This is a genomic window from Paenibacillus sp. J22FR5 (assembly GCF_059691975.1).
Map to the genome: position 1 here is coordinate 223319 of NZ_JCAUAN010000006.1, position 21209 is coordinate 244527.

Here is a 21209-nt window from a genome sequence, read left to right on the forward strand (position 1 = left end):
TATTGCTTATTTCTTAGGTAAAAATTGTGTTGTGAATACTTTATCAATGCTCTCAGCCGATTTCAGAACGCCAGCTTCCACCATTTGTTTCTGAACTTCTTCCCAACGCTCTTTGGTCATGATACCAGTACCTTTAGTCGCTGCATCTCCGCCGAACACGAAGTCCATTTCCTTCGCTGCGCTAAATTTCATCATATCTAGGCCCATATCGGGGTTCTTTGTTTGAATACTTGGGTTGATTTCATCGGAATGATCTTTGTAGTAATCCCAACCCTTCACAGTCGCTTCCACGAATGCTTTGACTTGGTCAGGATGCTCGGCAATCATTTTCTCCGTTGTAAAGTAGACGCCTGCATAAATTTTATAGCCAGAATCAGCTACCAATAGAGTACCGTAGTCCACCTTTTGTTGATCCAGTGTGAAAGGCTCAGAAGTTACATAGCCTTGAGTTAGTGCCGTTTTGTCACTTACAAAGTTCACTAATTGTCCTGTATATTTCATTTCTTGCGCACCAGTCAATTTAAATTTATTCTTCATAAACTGCCAGAAGCTCGCTGTGGAGGCAACATACACTTTATGACCATTCAAATCAGCGAAATCTTTAATACCGGAATCTTTATGATAAAACAAAGCTTGTGGACTCTTCTGCATCGATGTCGCAATGGCAACAACAGGAATTCCTTCTTGTCTTGCTACCAAAATATCATCACCATTCGCCATCCCGAATTGGGCTTTACCGGAAGCTACAATCTGTGTAGCGGAAACGGATGGACCACCTGGCATCAAGGTCATATCAAAACCTGCATCCTTGTAATAGCCTTTGGCGAGTGCTGCGAAATTCCCACCATGCTCAGGCTCTGCGAACCAGTTCAATACAACAGTTGATGGGATAATCGGTTTAGCAGCCGGCGCTGCTGATGCTGCAGGAGAAGCCGCCGCCGCCGTAGTAGGTGCTGTTGTTGGCGCTGACGAAGAAACAGGAGTACTCGAACTTCCACATGCGGCTAGCAAACTTGAGATCATCACTAAACTTAGGGATACGACAGCAGGGCGTTTCGTTGCAAGTGTGCGTGTACGGTGTAAGAGTTTCATGGTTAACTTCCCCTCCATATTTGGTTTTCTATGTCTATAAATCTGTTGTAACCTTGAGTCAAATATACGTTTCACGGCTTGTTTCCGTCAACGAATAGGCTGACGTTTTGTATTTTCACACAATAAAAGTACGTCTTTTCATTACTTTTCCAACAGTATGTTTATTGTAAAGTAAATATCGCATCCAAAATCCGAACATTAAGCTAAATTGTCCCTACGACCACGCCTAGCTCCTTCAACCAACGACGGTACGCAATGGAGAAGCGATCCACTTTATGATTGAGCTCAACTTGGAGATCCAGTGGCAATAGCTCAGGCTTTTGTGTCTCGATAACTCTAGCATCTTGTTCAAACACGATGTCCTGGAAGTTAATGAAATTGGCATCATCGACGTCGTACGCATAGTTACGGGAAACCATCATGAAGACGACGCATTCTTCTGCAGCTACAGGGAGCACGGTCAGCATAATCCATAAGGTTTGACCATTACTTGGATCTGCCTTCGACAGCCTAGCCGACAATGGACGATATACTTCCTTCATATAGACATAGGTCGTGCCTTCGCTTTTATCCGAACCGGAATGTGCCACTGGCTGGAAAATCGGAATATTTTCGATATAGATGCGATCTTCTTCTTTCACGACCTGAAAATCTGGGAGCTCGGCGTAGTCCGGGTGACCCAGTAAATCCTGATGCACGAACATTAAGTGAGCGAAGTCTGTAAAATTCTCAATGACACGCGTCCCAGCTGCCGCAACCTTATACGGTCCACATGGAAGTGGATGGTACTCGGGATTCGCAAACTCTTCAAAGTGCGGGATCCCTGCGGCAGGTTCACCGATACATACCCAGATAAAGCCATACTTCTCTTCACACGCGTAAGTGACTGCTTTCGCTCGAAGCGGAATCTTCTCCCCTTTGGGCTGTGCAGGAATACAAACACATTGTCCAGAGGAATCGTACTGCCAGCCATGATACGGACAGACGAGCACATCATCTTTCACCCAACCTTTGGATAACATGGCTCCGCGATGGACACAGAGATCTTGCATGGCGTGAACGCCTTTGCTGGAGCGATATAGAGCTACTCTTTCTCCTAAAATGATGACACCAACAGGCTGATCTTTCAGCTCGGACGCAAGGTACACCGCATGCCAATCATTTTCAAGTACAGGATCATGTAGACGTTGTAGTGCCATAGAAATCATCCTCCTTTATTAATAGATCTACATCTGATTCGCGAAAATAGGGTACTGCCTCGCCAGCTTGCTTCTAAGTACGTCAACTCTGGCTTGTGCTCTTACTAAAATTTCCTGTTCATCGATCCATGTACTTTTCCCATGTTCCACAACAACTTGCCCGCCAACGATAACGAGATCAACGTCGTTGCCATTCGCATTATAAACTAGGGCCGAAGAAGCGCGATGCACAGGACTTATATGAGATTTCATCATATCGACAGTAACGAGATCCGCTTTTTTCCCAGGCTCCAGACTACCCAGATCATCGCTTCGTCCAACTGCCTTCGCCCCATTAACGGTTGCCATCCGAAGTACATCCATTGGCGGCAGTAACGTCGCATCGAGCTCATTCACCTTGTGCAAGCACGCCGTGAACTTCAACACTTCCAAGTTATCTTGACAGTTATTACTGCCAGGTCCGTCCGTTCCTAAGGCTACATTGATGCCCATTCGCAGCATTTCAGGTACGCGAGCAACGCCGGAAGCTAGGTACATATTGGATACGGGACAATGAATGACCGAAGCTTGCTTTTCTTTGATTAGCTCCAGTTCGCCATCATCAAGCCACACACCATGAACGACCTGCGTCTGTTCGCCAAGTAACCCAACCTCATTTAATAGTTCTAAATTCCTCAGCCCATAGCGCGCCATGGTTGTCTCAATCTGTTCGCTCGTTTCGGCGACATGCACATGAGAGATCAGCTTGCGGTCTCGACTAAACACGGCGGCTCGTTCGAGGTATTCCCGGGAACAACCGTATAAATTGAGTGGTCCTAACGCAATTCGGATGCGGCCATTCGCTGCACCTTCCCATTTATCAAGCAATTGATCCGTGGCGTTGAAAATTTCCTCCCCCGACTCCCGCAAGCGAACTTCCCCTGCTTGGTCGGAGCCGCCTCTAGCCAAATGTCCGCGAATACCTGAATCGACCATCGCTCTTAATACACTTTCATCGTTCTCTGGGTAGGTGTGGATATAGTGATGATCCATCATGTACGTTGCGCCGGATTTTAAATTCTCAATACATCCGATCAATGCAGCTAAATAGAAATCTTCCGGCTCCATCGCCAAACTCATCGGCCAAATGATTTCCTTCAGCCACTGAGCTAACGGTGAATGATCCGATACACCTCGCATGAACGTTTGGAATAGATGCGTGTGACCATTAACGATGCCTGGGATGACGACCATGCCCTCTGCATTATAGCGATAGGATGCTTCCGCAAGTAGATGATCTAGACTGCCATCTAACTTCCATTCACCTACTTCACAAATGACATCGTGTTCCATGTAGACATAGCCAGGTTTGAAGATTTTGTTTGTCGCATTCATCGTCAGGACAGTTCCGTTGTAGATGAGTTTTTTAGTCATGTGACAGCCCCCCTTCAATGTCATATAATATTACATATATAATGTAAAATATTATTTCGTGTTATGTTATTTAACACAATTATATGCAGGAGCATAGATGGCGTCAACATCACTTGTAAATATGTAATTGATGAATTGTTACGTTTATTTCTATTTTTAGTTATGTTATATTAACATTATTCAATATTCAGTGGATTTTAGTGATGTTTTTTGATGAAATCGAGAAAATATGATCAAGTGTATATATTTCAGTGCGATGAAATGGAGTGATGTTTATGTTAGATTTACACGTGCTTGATCCTGTTGATCAAGAAATTATTAAGCTGCTGCACGAGAATGGGAGAATGTCCTATGCGCGAATTGGTGAAATTTTGAATTTATCGCGTGTCGCGATTCAAAAGCGCGTAGAAAATCTCATCGAAAACGAGATCATCGAGAATTTCACGATACGTTTGAATGCGACGAAGCTCGGAAAGGTGGTTAGCGCTTTTTTCGAGGTGGAAGTGGAGCCGCGCTACGCGGAGGAAGTTGGAAACACACTTTCGGCTGACCCCAATGTGGTATCCATATATCAAATGACCGGCACGAGTTCCCTGCATATGCATGCACTGCTGAAAGATGACGCTGCGCTCGAGGCCTTTCTCTATCAGAATATTTATAAATTAAATGGCGTGGTGCGTGTGAATACGCAGATGGTTATTAAACGTTTCAAGCAGGGGACCGGGCTGGAGCTTTGATAGGTTCTGTGTTCCCTCCTCATACCCAACTAACTGGAAAAAATACATTTTTTTCAAGGGTACCCTCCAACTAGGAGCCGGTGCCGATGCTGGTATCGGTACTTGTGCTGAAGGGTACCACGCGGTAATCGCCACATAGGACTTATCTACTTTAAAATCCACCTCCCTAGCAACTTTGAATCAAACCTTCTACCTCAAGCACAAAAAAAGCCATCGCCAGGTAGATTTCTCTACTTGCCGATGACTCTTCTTCCGTTCCTCTATCCTACAGCTTCAATCGATACATCGCTTTGTTCTCTAACCCACGAATCATCGGCGTCCATGGCTCGGACTCCGGTGTGATGAGCAGCGTATCCTCGACCATTTGCAGCTTGGCATCCATCGAATCGATGTAATGCAGAGCCACGGCCTCGGGTAGCTGCGGCAGTACGGGACTTCCCCACTCCGGTAAATTGTGGTGGGACAGCACAATATGCTGCAATCCAATCACGAGATCCGATTGGAGATCTAGCCCAAGATGCAGAGCAGCCTCCGTAATCCAATTGGACGCCATGGAGATGTGACCCAGCAGCTTCCCTTGCACGCTATAGTCAGATACGATGCCAAGCTGGGCAATCATTTCCTCTGGCTTGGCGATGTCATGAAGGATAATCCCGGCTTTGATCAGATCAGCATTGAGGAAAGGCCGCTGTTTGCAAATAAATTCGCCAAGCTCCAGCATCCGTACGATATGATAGGCAAGGCCCGCGAAATAGGCATGGTGATGCGTTTTGGCAGCTGGATAATGATCTAGCTTATCCCCAACCTTCGCCACACAAAACGAAACGATGGATTGAATCGTCGGGTTTGTAATACTCGCCAAAACGCTGTTAATCGTATGAATAAGATCGGCTGGACTGATCGGTGCGGAACGAATAAAATCAGTAATTTGCACGCCATCTTCCGGCAGCGCTTTACGAATCTTACCGATTTTCACCTGTAAGCGTTCGCGGTACATTTGCACAAGTCCCTGCACCTTCACCAAGGTCATCGGGAAAAAGGTTTCCTTATCCGCAATGCTCACATCCCACATTTTCGCGGATACTTGGCCGCTCGCATCACAGAGTACAATATCCATGAAATCCTTGGCAGGTGTTGTATTGGTCTGTTTAACTTCCAACTCTTTTATTAAGTAAAAACCTGTAAATTCATCTGGTGCTTGTAGTTGTTTAATTAATGTCATGTATGTGCCTCCAATAATCAATAGGAACATTATACTACGAAATGCTCCCAATTGATTAGTGGCGTTCCTAGAAATTTATGGCGTGTCCGTTTCCGCAGTGCTGGTAAAAATCAAAAGTTTGATTCAAAATTGCAGAAACAAGCTGAATAAATGGGTCATGATTCCCAGCGGTGTGAGCTTCATCAAGCGCAGCATAGTAGTCCGCCCTTCCTTCTTTCTCGATAACAATGAGCGGATAACCATTCTTCATCTCACAATGACCTCATCCCCAGCCTCATTCCACTTCCAGTTGTAGCCTAACGCTTCCGCGAGTTTCGCCCAGCTCACGAGCACAAAACTATTTAAAACATACATGTCTACCGAGGGAATCGAGCCCGTTCTTTCCAGTGACGTATAGTGGATGCTCTTCTCCTCATCCCGATTCCTCCCTACTCGGATCGATATCGTATACTTGCAGCGCGTTGATGATGATTTCCCCGTCGCCCTGATTAAGAATGTTTAAACCTCGCAGATTGAGATTATTCTTATCATGAAGTTCATAAGCTGACACAATCGGCGGGAATCCGTAGGCGATGTGTGCATTCACATAGGTTTCTGGTCCGTATTTATGAGCGCGCTCAATATTATCCATTGCCCAAAAATGCGTTTGAAACTTGTCCCAATCGACCCCTTTGAATTTCATCATATACGTACCACTCATATATTCGCGTCCCTTAGCTCCATAAAGCGCTTCCAATCCTGGGAGCGGCTGCACACCGAGCTTGCGGATTAACGCTGCATCATCCGAATTATCGACCACATACGAAGGCTTCACACTTCGCGACAACCACATCTGGCCGATAGGTCGCATGTGTATGCAGCGTGAATTCCCCATTACTGTCTCGATGAAGTCCAAAGTAGGCTATTGCACCGCCAATTATGGCAATGAATAAGAGAATGATGCAGAAGATTACTGTCGATTTCATATTACTAATGAACCAATTTCTCAAATCTCATCACCTTACTACATCTCCCCCTCTAGGGTAGTCGGATTTCTCAATAATTTCACTGCTTCATCAGCAGGTAAAGGTCTGCTAAAGAAATAACCCTGTCCTTCATTACATTTCCGGGAACTCAGGAAAGTGTATTGATCTTTCGTTTCGACTCCTTCTGCAACCACTTTTAGATGAAGCCTTCGACCGAGAGCAATAATCGTCTTGATGATAGCAATATCTTTGGGGGATTCCGGGACATCCTGGATAAAGGAACGATCGATTTTCAATGTATCAATGGGGAAGTGCTTCAAATAGTTCAATGATGAAAAGCCAGTGCCAAAATCATCGATGGAGATATGAACCCCCACTTCTTTCAATTCAATCAATTTCTTAATGCTCTTTGTCACATTATCCATGACTATGCTCTCCGTCAGCTCTAGCTCTAACCATTTGGGTTCCAGCGAAGACTCCTGTAAAGCCCGCTTCACGACCTCCACAAATCCATCCCGATGGAACTGGACAGCTGAGATGTTAACTGAAATTCGCAACGGATCGATACCGCTATTCTGCCAGTGTTTATTCTGGTTGCAAGCCATCCTGAGTATCCATTCACCAAGAGGGACGATCAGGCCAATTTCTTCAGCAAGAGGAATAAATTCACCCGGTGCTACAAGCCCCACTTCAGGACGCTGCCACCGAACCAACGCTTCCATGCCTGAAATCTTTCCATCTATTAAGGTAATACGTGGTTGATAGTACACCGTAAACTCGTTGCGCTCGAGTGCTCTTCGCAGATTTACCTCCATACGCAATCGTTCATCTGACAGCGCATTCATTTCACTGTTGTAAATCTGGAAATTATTCCTGCCTTCGCCTTTCGCATAATACATCGCCGTATCTGCATTTTTCATCAAAACTTCAAGGCTTTTTCCATCGAACGGATACAAGCTAATGCCTATGCTTAGTGAAACAACAAGTTCATGCCCATTTATCACTACCGGCTCGGAAAAGCGATTAATCATTTTTTCCGCAACCTTACTGACACTGTTGGTGCCGCTAATCCTAGGAATAATCAGTAAAAACTCGTCTCCTCCTATCCTTGAAATCGTATCTTCTTCCCACAGACACTCCTTCAGTCGATCAGCAACCTTTTTTAATAATAGATCACCCACATCGTGTCCCAATGTATCGTTAATATTTTTGAAGCGGTCCAAGTCCAGAAACATCACGGCAAACATTTGACGACATTTTTCCGCGGTTGCTATAGCAAGTTCGAGTCGATCGTTGAACAAAACACGGTTGGGCAGCCCGGTTAGTGCGTCGTAGAACGCAAGCCTTTCGATTTGCTTCTCATGCCGTGTACGTTCAGATATCATCTCATCGAACGCGTCTATCATCTTATTAAAGGCCATCGAAACTTGCCCTAGTTCATCCTTGGAATCAATGTCTAATCGCGCTGTCAGGTCTCCCCCGACAATCCGTATAGCAGCTTTCTTTAACGCTAGAACAGTTTGGAGCACGGAAACATTAAACGCGACAAAAAGGTAGAGCAGCAACAAGATGATGACACACGAAAAAAGGGTTATAAAATCTTTCTTTGCATTCAACTGATGCAAACGCTCTTGAAGTAAGCGATCAAGCACGGGAGATTCTGAATCGTAGAGTCTAAATCCGGAATCGATCACCTTTGTTGCCCTTTCAAAAAATTCGGACGGCTGTACGGTAATTCGGGTCGTATCTATAATTTGATTGCTAAGATATTTTAAAAATGATGTTGTTTCCCAAACGTTTTCCTGGATATGCATAGTAAGCTCTTCGTTCAGCTTGGAATGTCCGAAATCAGCGGGGGTATCGGCTAATCCGTTCATCGATGAGCGGATGATGCCAGACAGAATAATAAGTTGTGTTTTTTCATCTTCCATTATAGCTCGCTTTGCAGCAATACCTACTCCGATACCTCTTGTCTGTCCTACGGTTTCAATGATGGAGGGAAGCTTCATGATGAGGGTGTCCATGAGATAATAGCTGTCATGTTCAGGGTCAACTTTCAAGCCGGACCAATCCTTAATATTTCCGATTACAGCAAGCAAGTTCGATACAATTGAAGTATGTAATTCGAAGCTTTCTTTAATAATATCACTGTTCAAAGCGAAGCTTTCTTTCGGTTGCAAGTGTGATAAGCTGCTTTTTAATGTAAACCACTTAGCCTTAATGGCGTTCCATTGTGCTGTTGTATGAAAACTACTGCCTAGTTTTTGATCAACCTTGTCGATTTCGATGATCGTTTCCTCTATTTTGGTCTGCTGTCGAACGATATTATCCTGAAAAGATCTGTCTCCGGACAAATAAGCGTTAACGATCCCCCTGTGTTGTTGAAGAGCTTCCAGAAGCGTACGAATATGATTGGTATATTCGATTCCCAATCTCTCGTTCTGAACGAAACGAATGTCCTTTGCGATACCAGAAAATAGCAAATATTCCGTCTGCATGATCGGTAGTAAAAACAGGGTGCCGATTAATAAAAACTTTTGCCAATATTTTAGCCGCTTCATGATGCTAACTGCTGAAAAGAGAATTCCGCTCATTTACATATCTCCCCGCAAAAAAGAATCCCCTCTCCCGCTTCTGCTCCTGTGAAGAGAACCATTGGACATATCCTATCTTTTTATTGTGCATCCGAGTATACGATGTTCAAGATGTTATTGATATTTGAACAAAAATACCGAACCACTTCTGGATGGTAATGAACTTGGCTAAATCGTTGCAATTCCGCCAAGGCTGCCGATGCGCTTAATGGCGCACGGTAAGATCTTTTCGATGTCATGGCGTCATAAGAATCCGCTACGTGAATAATGCTCGCGCTCAGTGGAATGGCTTCTCCCTTCAAACCTTCCGGATAGCCGCTCCCGTTCCAATTTTCATGATGATAAAGTACGCCCCTGAGCACTTTATTGAACGGATCTACAGGTTTCAGGATCTTGACGGAATAGACGGGATGCTGCTTGATCAAATCAAATTCTTTGTCTGTTAAGGGTTCCCTTTTAAGTAGAATAGAATCTTGAATACCAATTTTACCGATATCATGAAATAATGCAGCAAGACGAACCTGTTCGCACTTGCGAGGAGGCAACCCCATACTTTTGGCAGTTTCTGCAGCCATCATGCTAACACGCTGAGAATGCCCCTGTGTATAAGGATCTTTGGCCTCCAAAGCGTTGATTAATGCGCCAACGATCCCTTCGACCAATTTTTGATTGGCGAGAACCTGATTCTGGAGAACACTTTTGGCTTGAGACAATTCACTTATCAGTTTAAAGTTGGCTTTTTCTTGTTTTATCTTTTCACGTTGAAGCAAATTAAACAAGTAGGTATCCATTTCTCCACACTCTCTCTCTATCAAACTCTCTCTAAGGTTTTTGCGTTATTCCCCCTCCATCCACTCAGTCACTAAGTCCATGGCCTTCTTAAAGCAGGTTCTCCCTTTTGTTATTAATGCTTGCTTCGCGTTGTCATATTCTCCTTCTAACATCCATTTAGCATTTTGCTCTTTAATGAGATCGAATTCTCCCCAAATTGTACACAACGCATCAAAATAATGACGATCCTTTTCTGTTTTCACTTTTGCTTCAATGTTTTGAAAGCAAATCTCTAATTGAGCCTCGTTCATTTCTTTTTTTCGATGCCACGCTCTGATCTTCTCGATCTCACGCGACTCAATCATGGAAACCATCACGGCACGGATAGCCATAGCACTTTCCATCCAACGGTCCATTTCATTTTGTATGGGGTGAGTGTCATGCTGCGAGGGTAGTCTGAATTGGGAAACCGACGAACGAAGTGACAGACTTTTTAGAGCCGATTCCTGAATATTATCATTAATATCCAACAAGTTTTGTTGTTGCACTTCAACGGATGCCAATACTTCTTCACTACCGGCAGCTACTTGCTGGATCATCGCGGAAGTTTGATTGACAGAATCCGTAATCGATAACGTGCTGCCAGTTATCCCTTCTAGTCTTCCGTCGACTTCCCTCATTTCGCCAACGATTTGTACGAGAAACGTCTCAACCTTTTTATATTTGTCAACAGCTGTTTCCAGTGTTTGAACACCGGTTCCTATCGTAACGTCTATCTTGTTGATAGACTCTCCCAATACATCAGCACTTTGAGTCACAGTCCGAATCAGTTCTTGTATACCTAAGGTTTCCTGCTTGGTTTGAACCGCTAACTTGGTAATCTCTTTTGCGACAACCGCAAATCCATTCCCTTGTTCCCCTGCACGAGCTGCTTCAATATTCGCATTTAATGCGAGCAATTGGGTTTGAGAGCTTATTTCTTCAATTAGCCTTGTAATATCGGCGATTTTCTCAATCGCCTGACCAAGCCGATTCATCCGTTCTTGCACCTGAACGCTTTCACCCGAAATATAGCGCATTTGTTCCATAGCGGAAGACATTTCCCTTTTCCCCAAAGAAACATCTTCTGACAATCCTTCCGACGAACCTACAATTGATCCGTTCTTCCCTTTAACTTCCTGAAGAAAGTGATGGATTTTATTCATTTCATCTGCAATGTCGGAAACATGCTCCGATGCATCCTGCATGCCGACTGCAATTTCACGGATCGTACTGGTAACTCCTTCTACTTGTTCAGACATCATCGCAGATTTGCCGCTTGTGTCCTCCATCTTGATATGGAGTTCTCTGGAAGAATGGTCAACCACTCGCACGAGTGATTTTAAACTTCGGATCGTTCTCTTCAAAATCGGCAGCATGGTAGATCGTTCTTTGATAGCCACTCCGTCACTATTCACACGGAAGTCGCCGTCCGCCAATTTGCTCAGACTGCTTTCAATTTGATTATACTCAGCTAAGTTCAATAGCTTGATCATGAGCTAAACCTCCATAAATGTATTTATTAGTAATTTCAATATTACGAAAACACAAAAAGCCACAAGGCACCCGTTTGAAATGAGATGTCAGCGCGGCTTCTTTGCCGATTTAGCACGATATTGTGCTAGATTAGATTACTATCACACCCTATGATAATAATAACATTATAGTCGACACTCGAATTTTATGTCAACATATGTAACATTAAATGAGTTAATTTGTCGTTTTCATTCAGTTGAGAAAGAAAAAGTCGATTAATGTTATTTTACATCACACAAAAAGGCGTTGATTCTAAATCCTACATATGATTGGTAGCGATTAATGAAGGAAATTTATTGATCTGAGCGATAACAACTAAGCGGATATGCGTAAGAAGACGCAATAACCAGGTAAACACCCGGTTATTGCGTCTTTTCTAATTTTGAGATTTTGTTGTCGTTTCAGAAGCTTATCTTTCGGAAGAAACATAATCAAACCAGTCAAAATAGGCTGAAGATTTAGTTTTCTCTCTATTTCCAGTTGCATACAACCCAAAATAAACGCCTGTAAAGCCTCCAGCCACTTCGGTTGAAAGCATGCAGCACTCCCCGACTCCCAATACCTTTGACACACCCTTAGAATCTGAAAATGTGAAGGTATAGGAAGCAGCATCTGCCTCAATGCTGAGCACAATCTGATCGCCATCGTAGTCCACTTCACTTTCTATTTTCCACAGAGTGCCAAGTCGTCGTCTAAAGATTACCTTTTGCTTCCCTTTTATTAGCATTAGAGCGATCTCATAATGAAATCGTTCATTCATCAGAACGGCTAATCCCGCTTCCTCCCCATCTGCACCTGGAGCAAACTCAAGCAGTGTCGATACCTTACATTGAAAATGCTGCTGCCTACGGCCGATAAAAGCAGGCGAATCCAAGTCATTCAAAGTAACATTTGAGCCATGCAGAGTCAACCAACCGGGACGTTGGGCAAGTGACCAATCCTGCTCGTTCGGATTACGTAAAAAGTTCCAATCATAACCCAATTGTTGATCATTAAAATCATCTCTTATGGGCCTTATATCACTTTCTTCAAGAGGAAGCGTTGGCACATCCATTTCCATTTCGACACGTCCGTTATGTCCAATGGCAGGCCATCCGTCTTCCGACCACTTCACAGGAGATAAAAAGACTTCCCGTCCAAGATGGTGGCGGTTCGGATAACCTACAGGCCGAATACCTAAGAATACGGCCCACCAGCTTCCATCATGAGCTTGAACTAGATCGGCATGCCCCGTAGCATGGATCGGACTGAGCAGGCTTCGATGTGTAAGGATGGGATTATGCGGATGACTTTCGAACGGACCAAACGGACTGTCGCTTCTCCCCATCGTCACCATATGACCATATTCTGTACCACCTTCGGAAATCATCAAATAATAGTGACCGTGAATGCGATATACATGCGGAGCCTCCGGATATGAGCCCCCGGTTCCGTACCATATCAAACGAGGCTCCGTTAGAAACTTTCCGGTTTCAAGTTCAATCTCACTCTGACAAATGCCCTGCAGATCAGGTAGACTGCTCGTCAAATAGACTTTGCCATCAACATCAAAGAATAACGATGGATCAATACCCTCTTGTTCCAACCAAATCGGCTCCGACCATGTTCCAGAAGGATCCTCTGTCCATACATAAAAGTTTCTACCCACCGTCATGTTCGTCGTGACCATATAGAACCGACCCAGATGATAGCGAATCGTCGGGGCAAAAATACCTTTCGAACTCATCGTTTGATGGAGATCTAATTGACTCTTGCGGGTTAAGCAATGTCCAATCTGCTGCCAATGAACAAGATCCTTACTATGAAAAATGGGTACCCCCGGAAAGTATTCAAATGAACTCGTGACCAAGTAATAATCCGTCCCTACTCGGCATATACTTGGATCTGGATGAAACCCACTGATCACAGGATTCAAATATGACATGAAGAATCGTTCCTTTCTGAATACCTAATCTGCTTTCTACCCTTTAAGAGATCCCGCCGTTATACCAGAAATAATCCGTTTATTGAAAATGGAGATGACAAGGATCGACGGAAGGGTTGTCATCACAATGGCCGCGAACATCGGCGCAAAATCCGTTGCGTATTGACCCTGAAAATTCAATAGTCCTATCGGAAGTGTCATCTTTTTGGCATCGTTAATGAAAGTTAGTACAACCAGTAGTTCATTCCAGATACCGGCAAAGTTCATAATGCCTACCGTCATAAGCGCAGGTATCAATAAAGGCATTAAAACTCGCCAATAAACACCGTAAACCGAACAGCCATCAATAATGGCCGCTTCCATAATTTCTTTGGGAATCGAACTCATAAAACCGCTTAGCACCAGTACCGATGTAGGCAAAGCAAAGGCAACATAAATAAGAATCAAGCCGATTTGCGAATTCATCAGATTTAATTTAGAGAAGAATATAACCAAAGGAATGAGTGTTGCTTGCAGCGGAACCATCAAACCGATCAGAAAATAAACTAACGTGCCTTTCGATGCTTTCCACTTTAATTTAATAATCGCAAAAGAGGCCATTGAACCTATTAGTAAGACTAGAAGTAATGTGACAGTCGTAACGAGTACCGAATTATAAAAATAACGGCCTGTTCCCCCTGTGATCCATGCATTTATGTAGTTTCCCCACAGCCAATGCAGCGGAAGTTCCCAGGGACGTTCAAAAATTTCCGGCGTTTTCTTGAGTGAATTCACAATAAGCCAAAACAGAGGATAAATATAGACAAGCGTCCCTACTCCCAAAAATAAATAAGTGGACAGCTTTTGAATGGGACGAATCATTCTTGAACCTTGCTCCATACGCGTACCTCCTTCCTCAATCTTCAATATCCTTGGTAGGAATTAATTTATTAATAGCAAACGTAACGATTAAGCACATAACGAGTAAGATGACAGCTAATGAATTACCGTAGCCATATTCCAACTGACCAAAGGAACGTTTTTGCAAATATCCGACCAGTGTTTGTGATACATTGGCAGGCCCCCCGCCCGTCATGACATAAACAAGATCAAAAAATCGTAAGGAACCAATAGAAATGAGAATGGTATTTACTTTAATAATAGGTTTAAGCAATGGTATGGTGATATGACATACCAATTTCCATCCGATAGCGCCTTCAAGACGTGCGGCCTCAAAAATTTCCTCGGAAATATTCTGTATCGCTGCAATGAACAGGATCATGGTATACCCAATAAATTGCCAAGATACAACCGCTGTAACTGCCCACATCACCGTTTTGGGTTCAGACAACCACAGGTGCTTTAGTGAATCTAGCCCCAGCCAATCAAGTAAATTATTAATAATACCGATCTGCGGATGATAAATAAATGTCCACATCATACCCACGGCGACACTCGATAGGAATGCTGGCATAATGAAAACAAGCTTAAAGAAATCTTTCCCTCGCACGTTTCCAGTCAGAATCAAGGCTAGAAAAAAACCAAATGGCAGTTGAATCGCCAAACTTGTCACTAAGAGAAATAACACGTTACGGATCGTAACAAAAAACACATCATCATCTGAAAACATCCGCATATAATTGTCCAACCCTATAAACTTCATCGGATTCAGAACATCCCAATCAAAAAAACTTAAATAAATCGATGCGATGATAGGGATGAAGACGATTGCCGAATATAGAAACAGGGCAGGGGTTATAAAGAATGCAATGGTCGAGCCTTTTCTCAGCATTTTATCCATAAACAACCACTCCATTATTGTTTTGATGAAAAAAGAGAGAAGAATATCTTCTCCCTCCATAAGAAAATGTTATTGGTTTAGCGGTTTTTCTCCGTATAAGCTTGCAAGCTCTTGAACGCATCTTCCGGTGATTTGCCTGCTAAGATAGATTGGATGGTGTTGTTATATTCGTCCCCAATCTTCGCACCCAGTCCCACATCATAAAAGATGAACATCCCTTTCATTGTGGACATTTGATCTTTTAAATCTTTACTTAACCCTGGCACTTTAGCTGGATCTAAAGTAACTTTCGTAGCTGGAATGTCTCCTTGCTCTTCACCAACACGTTTTTGTGTTTTGTCCTCGGACCATACTTTCAGATATTTAACAGCTGCATCTTTGTCTTTAGCCGTTGAACTTATCACTAAGTTAAATGCAGGTTGACCCAACCAAGTGTCAATATCCCCTTTTCCATTCGGAAATGTTGGGAATTTAGCAATGCCCACGACATCCTTCACCTTGGAATCGGTATTTACCAACGTATTGATTGCCCAACTGCCAGTAACCATCATGGCCGCTTGACCATTTTGGAACATGCTCGTCATTGCATTATTATCAATACTAAGGAACCCTTCTGGGAATGCCTTCATTTTTGTTAATTCCTGCAATACACGGCCTGTTTCGATGTAAGAAGGATCAAGCCAAGTTCCTTTGCCCTCCATCAATGCATTAAACGGTGCGTCGCCGCCAATCCGATTGGCTACAAACTCACTAAATAAGGCACTAACCCAAGCATCTTTGGCACCCATTGCAATCGGTGTCACTTTATTTTTAACCAACACATCAATCACATGCTTTAACTCATCGTACGTCTTAGGTACTTCAAGGTTATTCTTTTTGAAAATGTCTTTATTGTAGTACATGGTAGCTGCCGCGAAATTAACCGGAACACCATAAATTTTGTCATTGAACGTTAATAAATTAAACGCGCCAGAGATAAAGCGATCTTTCCACGCTGGATCTTTATCCAGGTATTCATTAAGCGCCAGCACTTTTCCTGAATCCGCATACGTTTTCAATTTTCCAGCAGCATGCAGAGTGAACACATCCGGCGCTTCATTTCCAGCGATTTGAGCATTTAATTTCGGATAAAAAGCTGTACTAGGGAGATGCGCTACTTCGAAAGTCGCGTTCACATCTGTTCTTGCATTAAATTCTGCAAGCAGATCTTTCTGGATATTGATCCCCTTGTTTTCCGGTTCTAACCAATCAAATTCTTTCATTTTTATCTTATCTTTGGGCTTTGCAGCCGCTTCCGTTGCTTTTGGAGCATCAGTAGCTTTGGGTGCCTCACTTGCTTTCTCGGTCCCGCAAGCAGACAATACAGCCGTGATTGCAAAAATAGCGGTGATTGATGCTGAAATGCTTTTAACCTTATTCATTTAAACCCTCCTCTATAATGTTGTACTATCTTAGCTTAGATGAAATGGGTTCAAACGGGTATGCGATATTCCTTACTTCATGGTTGAATCTGCCGACCTCTTCTCATCTTGGCGAGGTAAGGTTAATGTGACCACTGTACCCTGGCCTACGACGCTATCAATCTGCAACCCGTATCTATTTCCATAATGCAATTGAACCCGTTGATGTACATTGATCAATCCAATCCCCATACCTGAATCATCAATAGTCACCTGCAAATTCCCCCTAATCTGCGCCAGTCTTTCAGCCTCGATACCGTTTCCGTTATCACTTATGGTGATGAGAAATAAATCATCCTCAAAAAAACCGCGAATATCAATAAGCCCTTGATCAATCTTCATTTCCATACCGTGAATAATCGCATTTTCCACCAAAGGCTGCAGAATAAATCGCGGAACTAACAAGGGCAGCGCCATCGTATCTATGTCGATAGAAATGGTAATTTTATCTCCATATCGATGTTGCTGAATATAGACATACTTATTGACGTTATCCAATTCCTTGTGGAGGGGGATGTACTCTTTTCCCTTGATTCCTTCCCGCATTAAATCACCCAATGCTTTGGATAATTTCCCCACTTCAGGAACATTCTTGATGCGCGCAAGCCAATTTATTGTTTCTAGTGTATTAAAGAGAAAATGAGGGTTAATTTGGAACATTAAGTATTTTAACTGCGACTGCTGCTTCAACAATTCCTCTTGATAAACGGTGTTGATTAAATGATGAATACGATCAATCATCCGGTTAAAGTTTCGACTCATAACCCCTATCTCATTGCGGGAATTGTAGTTAAATTGAATATCAAAGCGATCTTTCTCCACGTCTTTCATCATCGCGGAGAGCTGACGAATGGGTTTAGATATACTGTTCGACACAAAATAGGCGATAAATAAAGCAACGACAATACAGATAATAAAGATAACGAACATCCAATTTTTCAATTCAATAGACGTTTGGGAGTATGTAGCATCCGGAATGACACTGACGATCTTCCAATCGGTATTCCCGATGGCATGATAAGTAATGATATAGTTAATCCCGTCCATCTTCTCGCTAGTATGATCTTGTTCTGGACCATGTAACACGCGACTTATATACGGGTAATCGGGGGTCGTATTAATCAAGGATTTATTCGAATGTGAAATGATCCTTCCATTCTGATTGATAATATACATTTCGCCTTCATTGTTTAATTTCGTCTGCGCAAAAACCGAATATAAAGCGTCTTCTTTAAGATGAAGTTCAAAATATCCGATTTTCTTCAGGTTTCCCACATCAAACATAGAACTTCTAGCTGTAATTGTTAGCAGCTCGGGATTCGTATTCATCCAAACTAAATTGCCCTCATTCTCTTTCAGTACATCCCAATCGTGCGTATCCATATCATTGGATTTCAAGACATTTCCCGACGAAAAAACATCGTTACTTAAAGCATAGAGGCTGATGTCCTGTACGTCTTCGCTATCAATGATAGCACCATCCAACAAGAGCATAATTTTGTTCATTTCATCTAAATATTCCACCTGACTATGAAAGCCTAGATTGGCTTTTTTTAGTGCATCCCTTATTTCTTTATTGGTAAAAAGGGAATAGTACAACCGCTTGACTTCCTTCATCTTGAACTCAATATTTTTGCTTACTTCGGTTAATAAATCGGTGGTGTAAGCGTTTGTTTTTTCCTGTATGAGCGATCGGGATTTTTGATAAGTTAACGTGCCAATCACAGCTAATGGAATAAGGTTCAAAATGAGGAAGGATACTAGTAATTTTTTTTTAATCTTCATGTCTAGTATCCATTGCCGCAACCTGCTTACTGGCTGGTTACGTATCATTTAAGTGCCCACCTCGTTCATCATGTCTTGAAAATAACTGCTTACGAAAATCGTTTGGCGTTTGTCCGTAATGTTTTTTAAACATTTGTCCAAAATACCTGGAATCTCGAATTCCAACCCGACTGGCTATTTCAAATACTTTAATCTGCGGGTCTGCTAGCATATCCACAGCTTTTTGCATACGAATTCGGGTGAGTGTATCTGAGAAGTTTTCTCCCGTTTCCTTTTTAAATAAGCGGCTCAAATAGTCTGGATGATAATGAAGCATGTCCGCTACTTTGGCAATGGTCATTTCCTGCATGTAATTCAATTCTATGTATTCCATGATTTGCGCAATCACTTCATTCAGCTTGGATATTTCACCTTCCGGTACCAACATGCCTTGCAGTGTAAACGAATATTCCTTCAACTGATGCCGCAGACCAAGCTCTAACTCATTTCGCTTGCGATCCTCTTCAATCACTTGTTTGGCTTTTCTGCAAGCCTGCATAATTTCATCCGGATCCGTAGGCTTGAGTACAAAACCAACGGCTCCCAATTTGATCGCGGTCATCGCGTAATCCAACTGATGGTAGGCCGTAATAAACACCCATTTGATGGATGGATTCTCTGCTTGTATCAGCTCCATTAAGGCTAGCCCGTCTAGACCCGGCATCTTAATATCGGTCAATACCAGATCAGGATGAACAGCCCGAATCAGCTCTAGAGCCTCCAAGCCATTTGCCCCCAGCCCTACCAACTCAAAGCCTTCTTCTTCCCATTCTAAAGACTGCAAGCCCATTCGAGTGATCGGCTCATCATCAGCAATAATCATCCTAATCACATTAATTCCCCCCACATGAAGTAAGTGAGTTCATTATCTTAGTTTTTGTTTAATAGTTCAATGCATATTTGTGTAAGGAGAGAGGTTACGAACCTGGTTTTTGTACAAGTGAAAAGTCAATAAAACCTCTTGCCGTTGATCCGGGTTTCAATGGTTGCCTCCGAGGGAAGGGAAGGAAGTATGTTCTCCAATTCAAACAACTGATTAATATGATATACGCCATGCGGTAACGCCGAGCGGTAAACCATATCCGCCACAGAAGCGGCCACCTTTGCGGTAATCTTGGCTTCATTTATTCCTTGTAATAAGCACTCAACCAACACATCTTCCTGTCCCCTTTTTCCCCAGGCATCGATTTTTACGGCAAACATCTCTTTTCCGAATCGCATCTTACCGAATAATTGAATGGCGGCATTACGAATCGTCTTTATTCGCAATAATCGGAACAATCCCGATGCTCTCAACCACGCCAGCAAACCGGTCACCGCAATCGAATCGAAACAGAGACGTGTGGAAACGAATGGCACACCAAGCGTTCGCGTAAGTGCATGCTGGTCAGAAAAATTAAACCGATATGCCTTTCTATGCCCCAATTCTGATCCAAAATCCGTTTTTTTACCGTCCGTGAAGCTGGATACGACAACCCTGCTTCCATCCTTTACTACGCCAAAATCCGTGCCCAGGTTATCAACGGTCCATTCGATAGCGGCTTGTCCATGCTGATCCCCCAATCCCAGCATAATGAAAATGTCTATGGCATTCGTCTGATCCATCAGTTGTTTGGCGCGAAGAGCCAGCATATTTGTCAGCCCCGGAGCGAGTCCAACACTCAGCACGGCCGTTACATGATTTTCAGCGGCTTCCGCTTGCAATCCTTCCAATTGTGATAGAAACGAATCGTTCGCAGAAACATCCACATAATGAACTCCGCTTCCGAAACAAGTCCGAACAAAAGCAGCATCCGCCTGATCCAGACACATCACGACCAGTTTGACGTCTTTCAAAATGTCCGTATCGACTGCCTCCTTGATATTTAGCTGTAAAGGCCTTACCATCCCATTGGTTGTGCTGCTGAATTGCTCAGCACGGCTAAAGCTTCTCCCTGCCGCATAAACCTTACCTGGAAATAACTCCCCCAGATCCCTGCAGATCATTCTTCCTACATGACCATATCCGCCAACCACCACAATATCATTCTTCATAAAGTTCTCTCCCATTAACCAAATGGTATAGTTACTAAACTAAGTAGGCAAAAAAATTTATTTCTGTAAAAACTCGTTTAATTTTTCTATGCATTTCTCAAATATTTCGATTTCTTGCTCGCTTACCTGAGTACGAAGTTGATCGTAAAAATCGACATGCACTTCTTCGTGGGCCGTAAAAGCCTCCTTCCCTTTTTCGGTAAGTGAAATCACAATCCCTCTCGAATCATGTGGATGCGACGCACGCGTAACCAAGTCTTTAGCTTCCAAACGGACGATAAGCTGTGATACAGCGCCTTTCGTAACGCTCAGGCGGGCAGCGAGCTCACTCATTAATACGGCACCCGCGTAACCGATCGCCTCGATCGTGTGAATTTCACTCGGAGTAAGGGATCCCGCGTTTCCAAAAGTTTGAGGATGGCGTTCGAGCCGCCTAAGCTGCATGATCAACCTTCCAAGATTACGACTTCCTCTATTCCTACTAAGTGACGGAGAGACATTTTTCTTATTCATAATTATAGTTTAGTTCCTTAACTTATTGTTTGTCAATCATCGAATCCGTGATAATAGTCCCGTCCCATCCGGCGGGAACAGTAATTTGCGTCCCAGCCGGAATCGC

Annotated in this window: 19 protein-coding genes; 1 reads left to right on the forward strand and 18 read right to left on the reverse strand. The window is 43.2% G+C overall.

Going from position 1 to position 21209, the window contains the following annotated elements:
• Window positions 1–6: 6 nt before the first annotated feature.
• From AC58P7_RS11640 to AC58P7_RS11650, 3 genes are all read right to left on the reverse strand, one after another.
• Window positions 7–1092: an ABC transporter substrate-binding protein gene (locus tag AC58P7_RS11640; protein WP_497342895.1), complete on the reverse strand. Its 1086-nt coding sequence runs from the start codon at window positions 1090–1092 to the stop codon at window positions 7–9.
• Window positions 1093–1295: 203 nt separating this feature from the next.
• Window positions 1296–2291 (reverse strand): aromatic ring-hydroxylating dioxygenase subunit alpha, encoded by a 996-nt coding sequence (locus tag AC58P7_RS11645; protein ID WP_497342897.1) that lies wholly within the window; start codon window positions 2289–2291, stop codon window positions 1296–1298.
• 27 nt (window positions 2292–2318) lie between these two features.
• A complete protein-coding gene (locus AC58P7_RS11650; protein WP_497342899.1) occupies window positions 2319–3704 on the reverse strand; it encodes an amidohydrolase family protein in 1386 nt (461 codons plus the stop codon).
• 275 nt (window positions 3705–3979) lie between these two features.
• Between AC58P7_RS11650 and AC58P7_RS11655 the strand changes: the two genes are divergently transcribed.
• Window positions 3980–4441 (forward strand): Lrp/AsnC family transcriptional regulator, encoded by a 462-nt coding sequence (locus AC58P7_RS11655; RefSeq protein WP_497342901.1) that lies wholly within the window; start codon window positions 3980–3982, stop codon window positions 4439–4441.
• 265 nt (window positions 4442–4706) lie between these two features.
• Here the strand turns inward: AC58P7_RS11655 and AC58P7_RS11660 are convergent, their stop codons facing one another.
• From AC58P7_RS11660 to AC58P7_RS11730, 15 genes are all read right to left on the reverse strand, one after another.
• Window positions 4707–5663, reverse strand: coding sequence for a 3'-5' exoribonuclease YhaM family protein (locus AC58P7_RS11660; protein ID WP_497342903.1), 957 nt, complete (start codon window positions 5661–5663; stop codon window positions 4707–4709).
• Window positions 5664–5730: 67 nt separating this feature from the next.
• A complete protein-coding gene (locus AC58P7_RS11665) occupies window positions 5731–5913 on the reverse strand; it encodes a hypothetical protein (RefSeq protein WP_497342905.1) in 183 nt (60 codons plus the stop codon).
• A gap of 162 nt (window positions 5914–6075) precedes the next feature.
• Complete coding sequence (locus AC58P7_RS11670) at window positions 6076–6462, reverse strand: hypothetical protein (RefSeq protein ID WP_497342907.1); 387 nt, start codon at window positions 6460–6462, stop codon at window positions 6076–6078.
• Window positions 6452–6628 carry a hypothetical protein gene (locus AC58P7_RS11675; RefSeq protein WP_497342909.1) on the reverse strand — a complete coding sequence of 59 codons (177 nt, stop codon included), beginning with the start codon at window positions 6626–6628 and terminating at the stop codon, window positions 6452–6454. The genes AC58P7_RS11670 and AC58P7_RS11675 overlap by 11 nt, the downstream gene beginning before the upstream one ends.
• A 38-nt stretch (window positions 6629–6666) precedes the next feature.
• Window positions 6667–9222 (reverse strand): EAL domain-containing protein, encoded by a 2556-nt coding sequence (locus tag AC58P7_RS11680; RefSeq protein WP_497342911.1) that lies wholly within the window; start codon window positions 9220–9222, stop codon window positions 6667–6669.
• An 80-nt stretch (window positions 9223–9302) separates the two neighbouring features.
• Window positions 9303–10013 carry an HD-GYP domain-containing protein gene (locus AC58P7_RS11685; RefSeq protein ID WP_497342913.1) on the reverse strand — a complete coding sequence of 237 codons (711 nt, stop codon included), beginning with the start codon at window positions 10011–10013 and terminating at the stop codon, window positions 9303–9305.
• Between the two features lie 45 nt (window positions 10014–10058).
• Entirely contained in the window at window positions 10059–11528 is a 1470-nt protein-coding gene (locus AC58P7_RS11690; RefSeq protein WP_497342915.1) for a methyl-accepting chemotaxis protein, read from the reverse strand.
• Between the two features lie 449 nt (window positions 11529–11977).
• Window positions 11978–13492, reverse strand: a complete 1515-nt coding sequence (locus tag AC58P7_RS11695; protein WP_497342917.1) for a glycoside hydrolase family 43 protein — start codon at window positions 13490–13492, stop codon at window positions 11978–11980.
• A gap of 36 nt (window positions 13493–13528) precedes the next feature.
• Window positions 13529–14371, reverse strand: coding sequence for a carbohydrate ABC transporter permease (locus AC58P7_RS11700; protein ID WP_497342919.1), 843 nt, complete (start codon window positions 14369–14371; stop codon window positions 13529–13531).
• Window positions 14372–14387: 16 nt separating this feature from the next.
• Window positions 14388–15272 carry a carbohydrate ABC transporter permease gene (locus AC58P7_RS11705; RefSeq protein ID WP_497342921.1) on the reverse strand — a complete coding sequence of 295 codons (885 nt, stop codon included), beginning with the start codon at window positions 15270–15272 and terminating at the stop codon, window positions 14388–14390.
• Between the two features lie 77 nt (window positions 15273–15349).
• A complete protein-coding gene (locus AC58P7_RS11710; protein WP_497342923.1) occupies window positions 15350–16693 on the reverse strand; it encodes an ABC transporter substrate-binding protein in 1344 nt (447 codons plus the stop codon).
• A gap of 72 nt (window positions 16694–16765) precedes the next feature.
• On the reverse strand, window positions 16766–18565 hold the full coding sequence (locus AC58P7_RS11715; protein ID WP_497342925.1) for a cache domain-containing sensor histidine kinase: 1800 nt from the start codon (window positions 18563–18565) through the stop codon (window positions 16766–16768).
• The gene (locus tag AC58P7_RS11720) at window positions 18555–19379 is read right to left on the reverse strand and encodes a response regulator transcription factor (RefSeq protein ID WP_497343031.1); all 825 of its coding nucleotides are present in this window, start codon (window positions 19377–19379) and stop codon (window positions 18555–18557) included. The genes AC58P7_RS11715 and AC58P7_RS11720 overlap by 11 nt, the downstream gene beginning before the upstream one ends.
• 125 nt (window positions 19380–19504) lie before the next feature.
• A complete protein-coding gene (locus AC58P7_RS11725) occupies window positions 19505–20590 on the reverse strand; it encodes a saccharopine dehydrogenase family protein (RefSeq protein ID WP_497342927.1) in 1086 nt (361 codons plus the stop codon).
• A gap of 57 nt (window positions 20591–20647) precedes the next feature.
• Window positions 20648–21034: a MarR family winged helix-turn-helix transcriptional regulator gene (locus AC58P7_RS11730; RefSeq protein ID WP_497342928.1), complete on the reverse strand. Its 387-nt coding sequence runs from the start codon at window positions 21032–21034 to the stop codon at window positions 20648–20650.
• Between the last annotated feature and the right edge of the window lie 175 nt (window positions 21035–21209).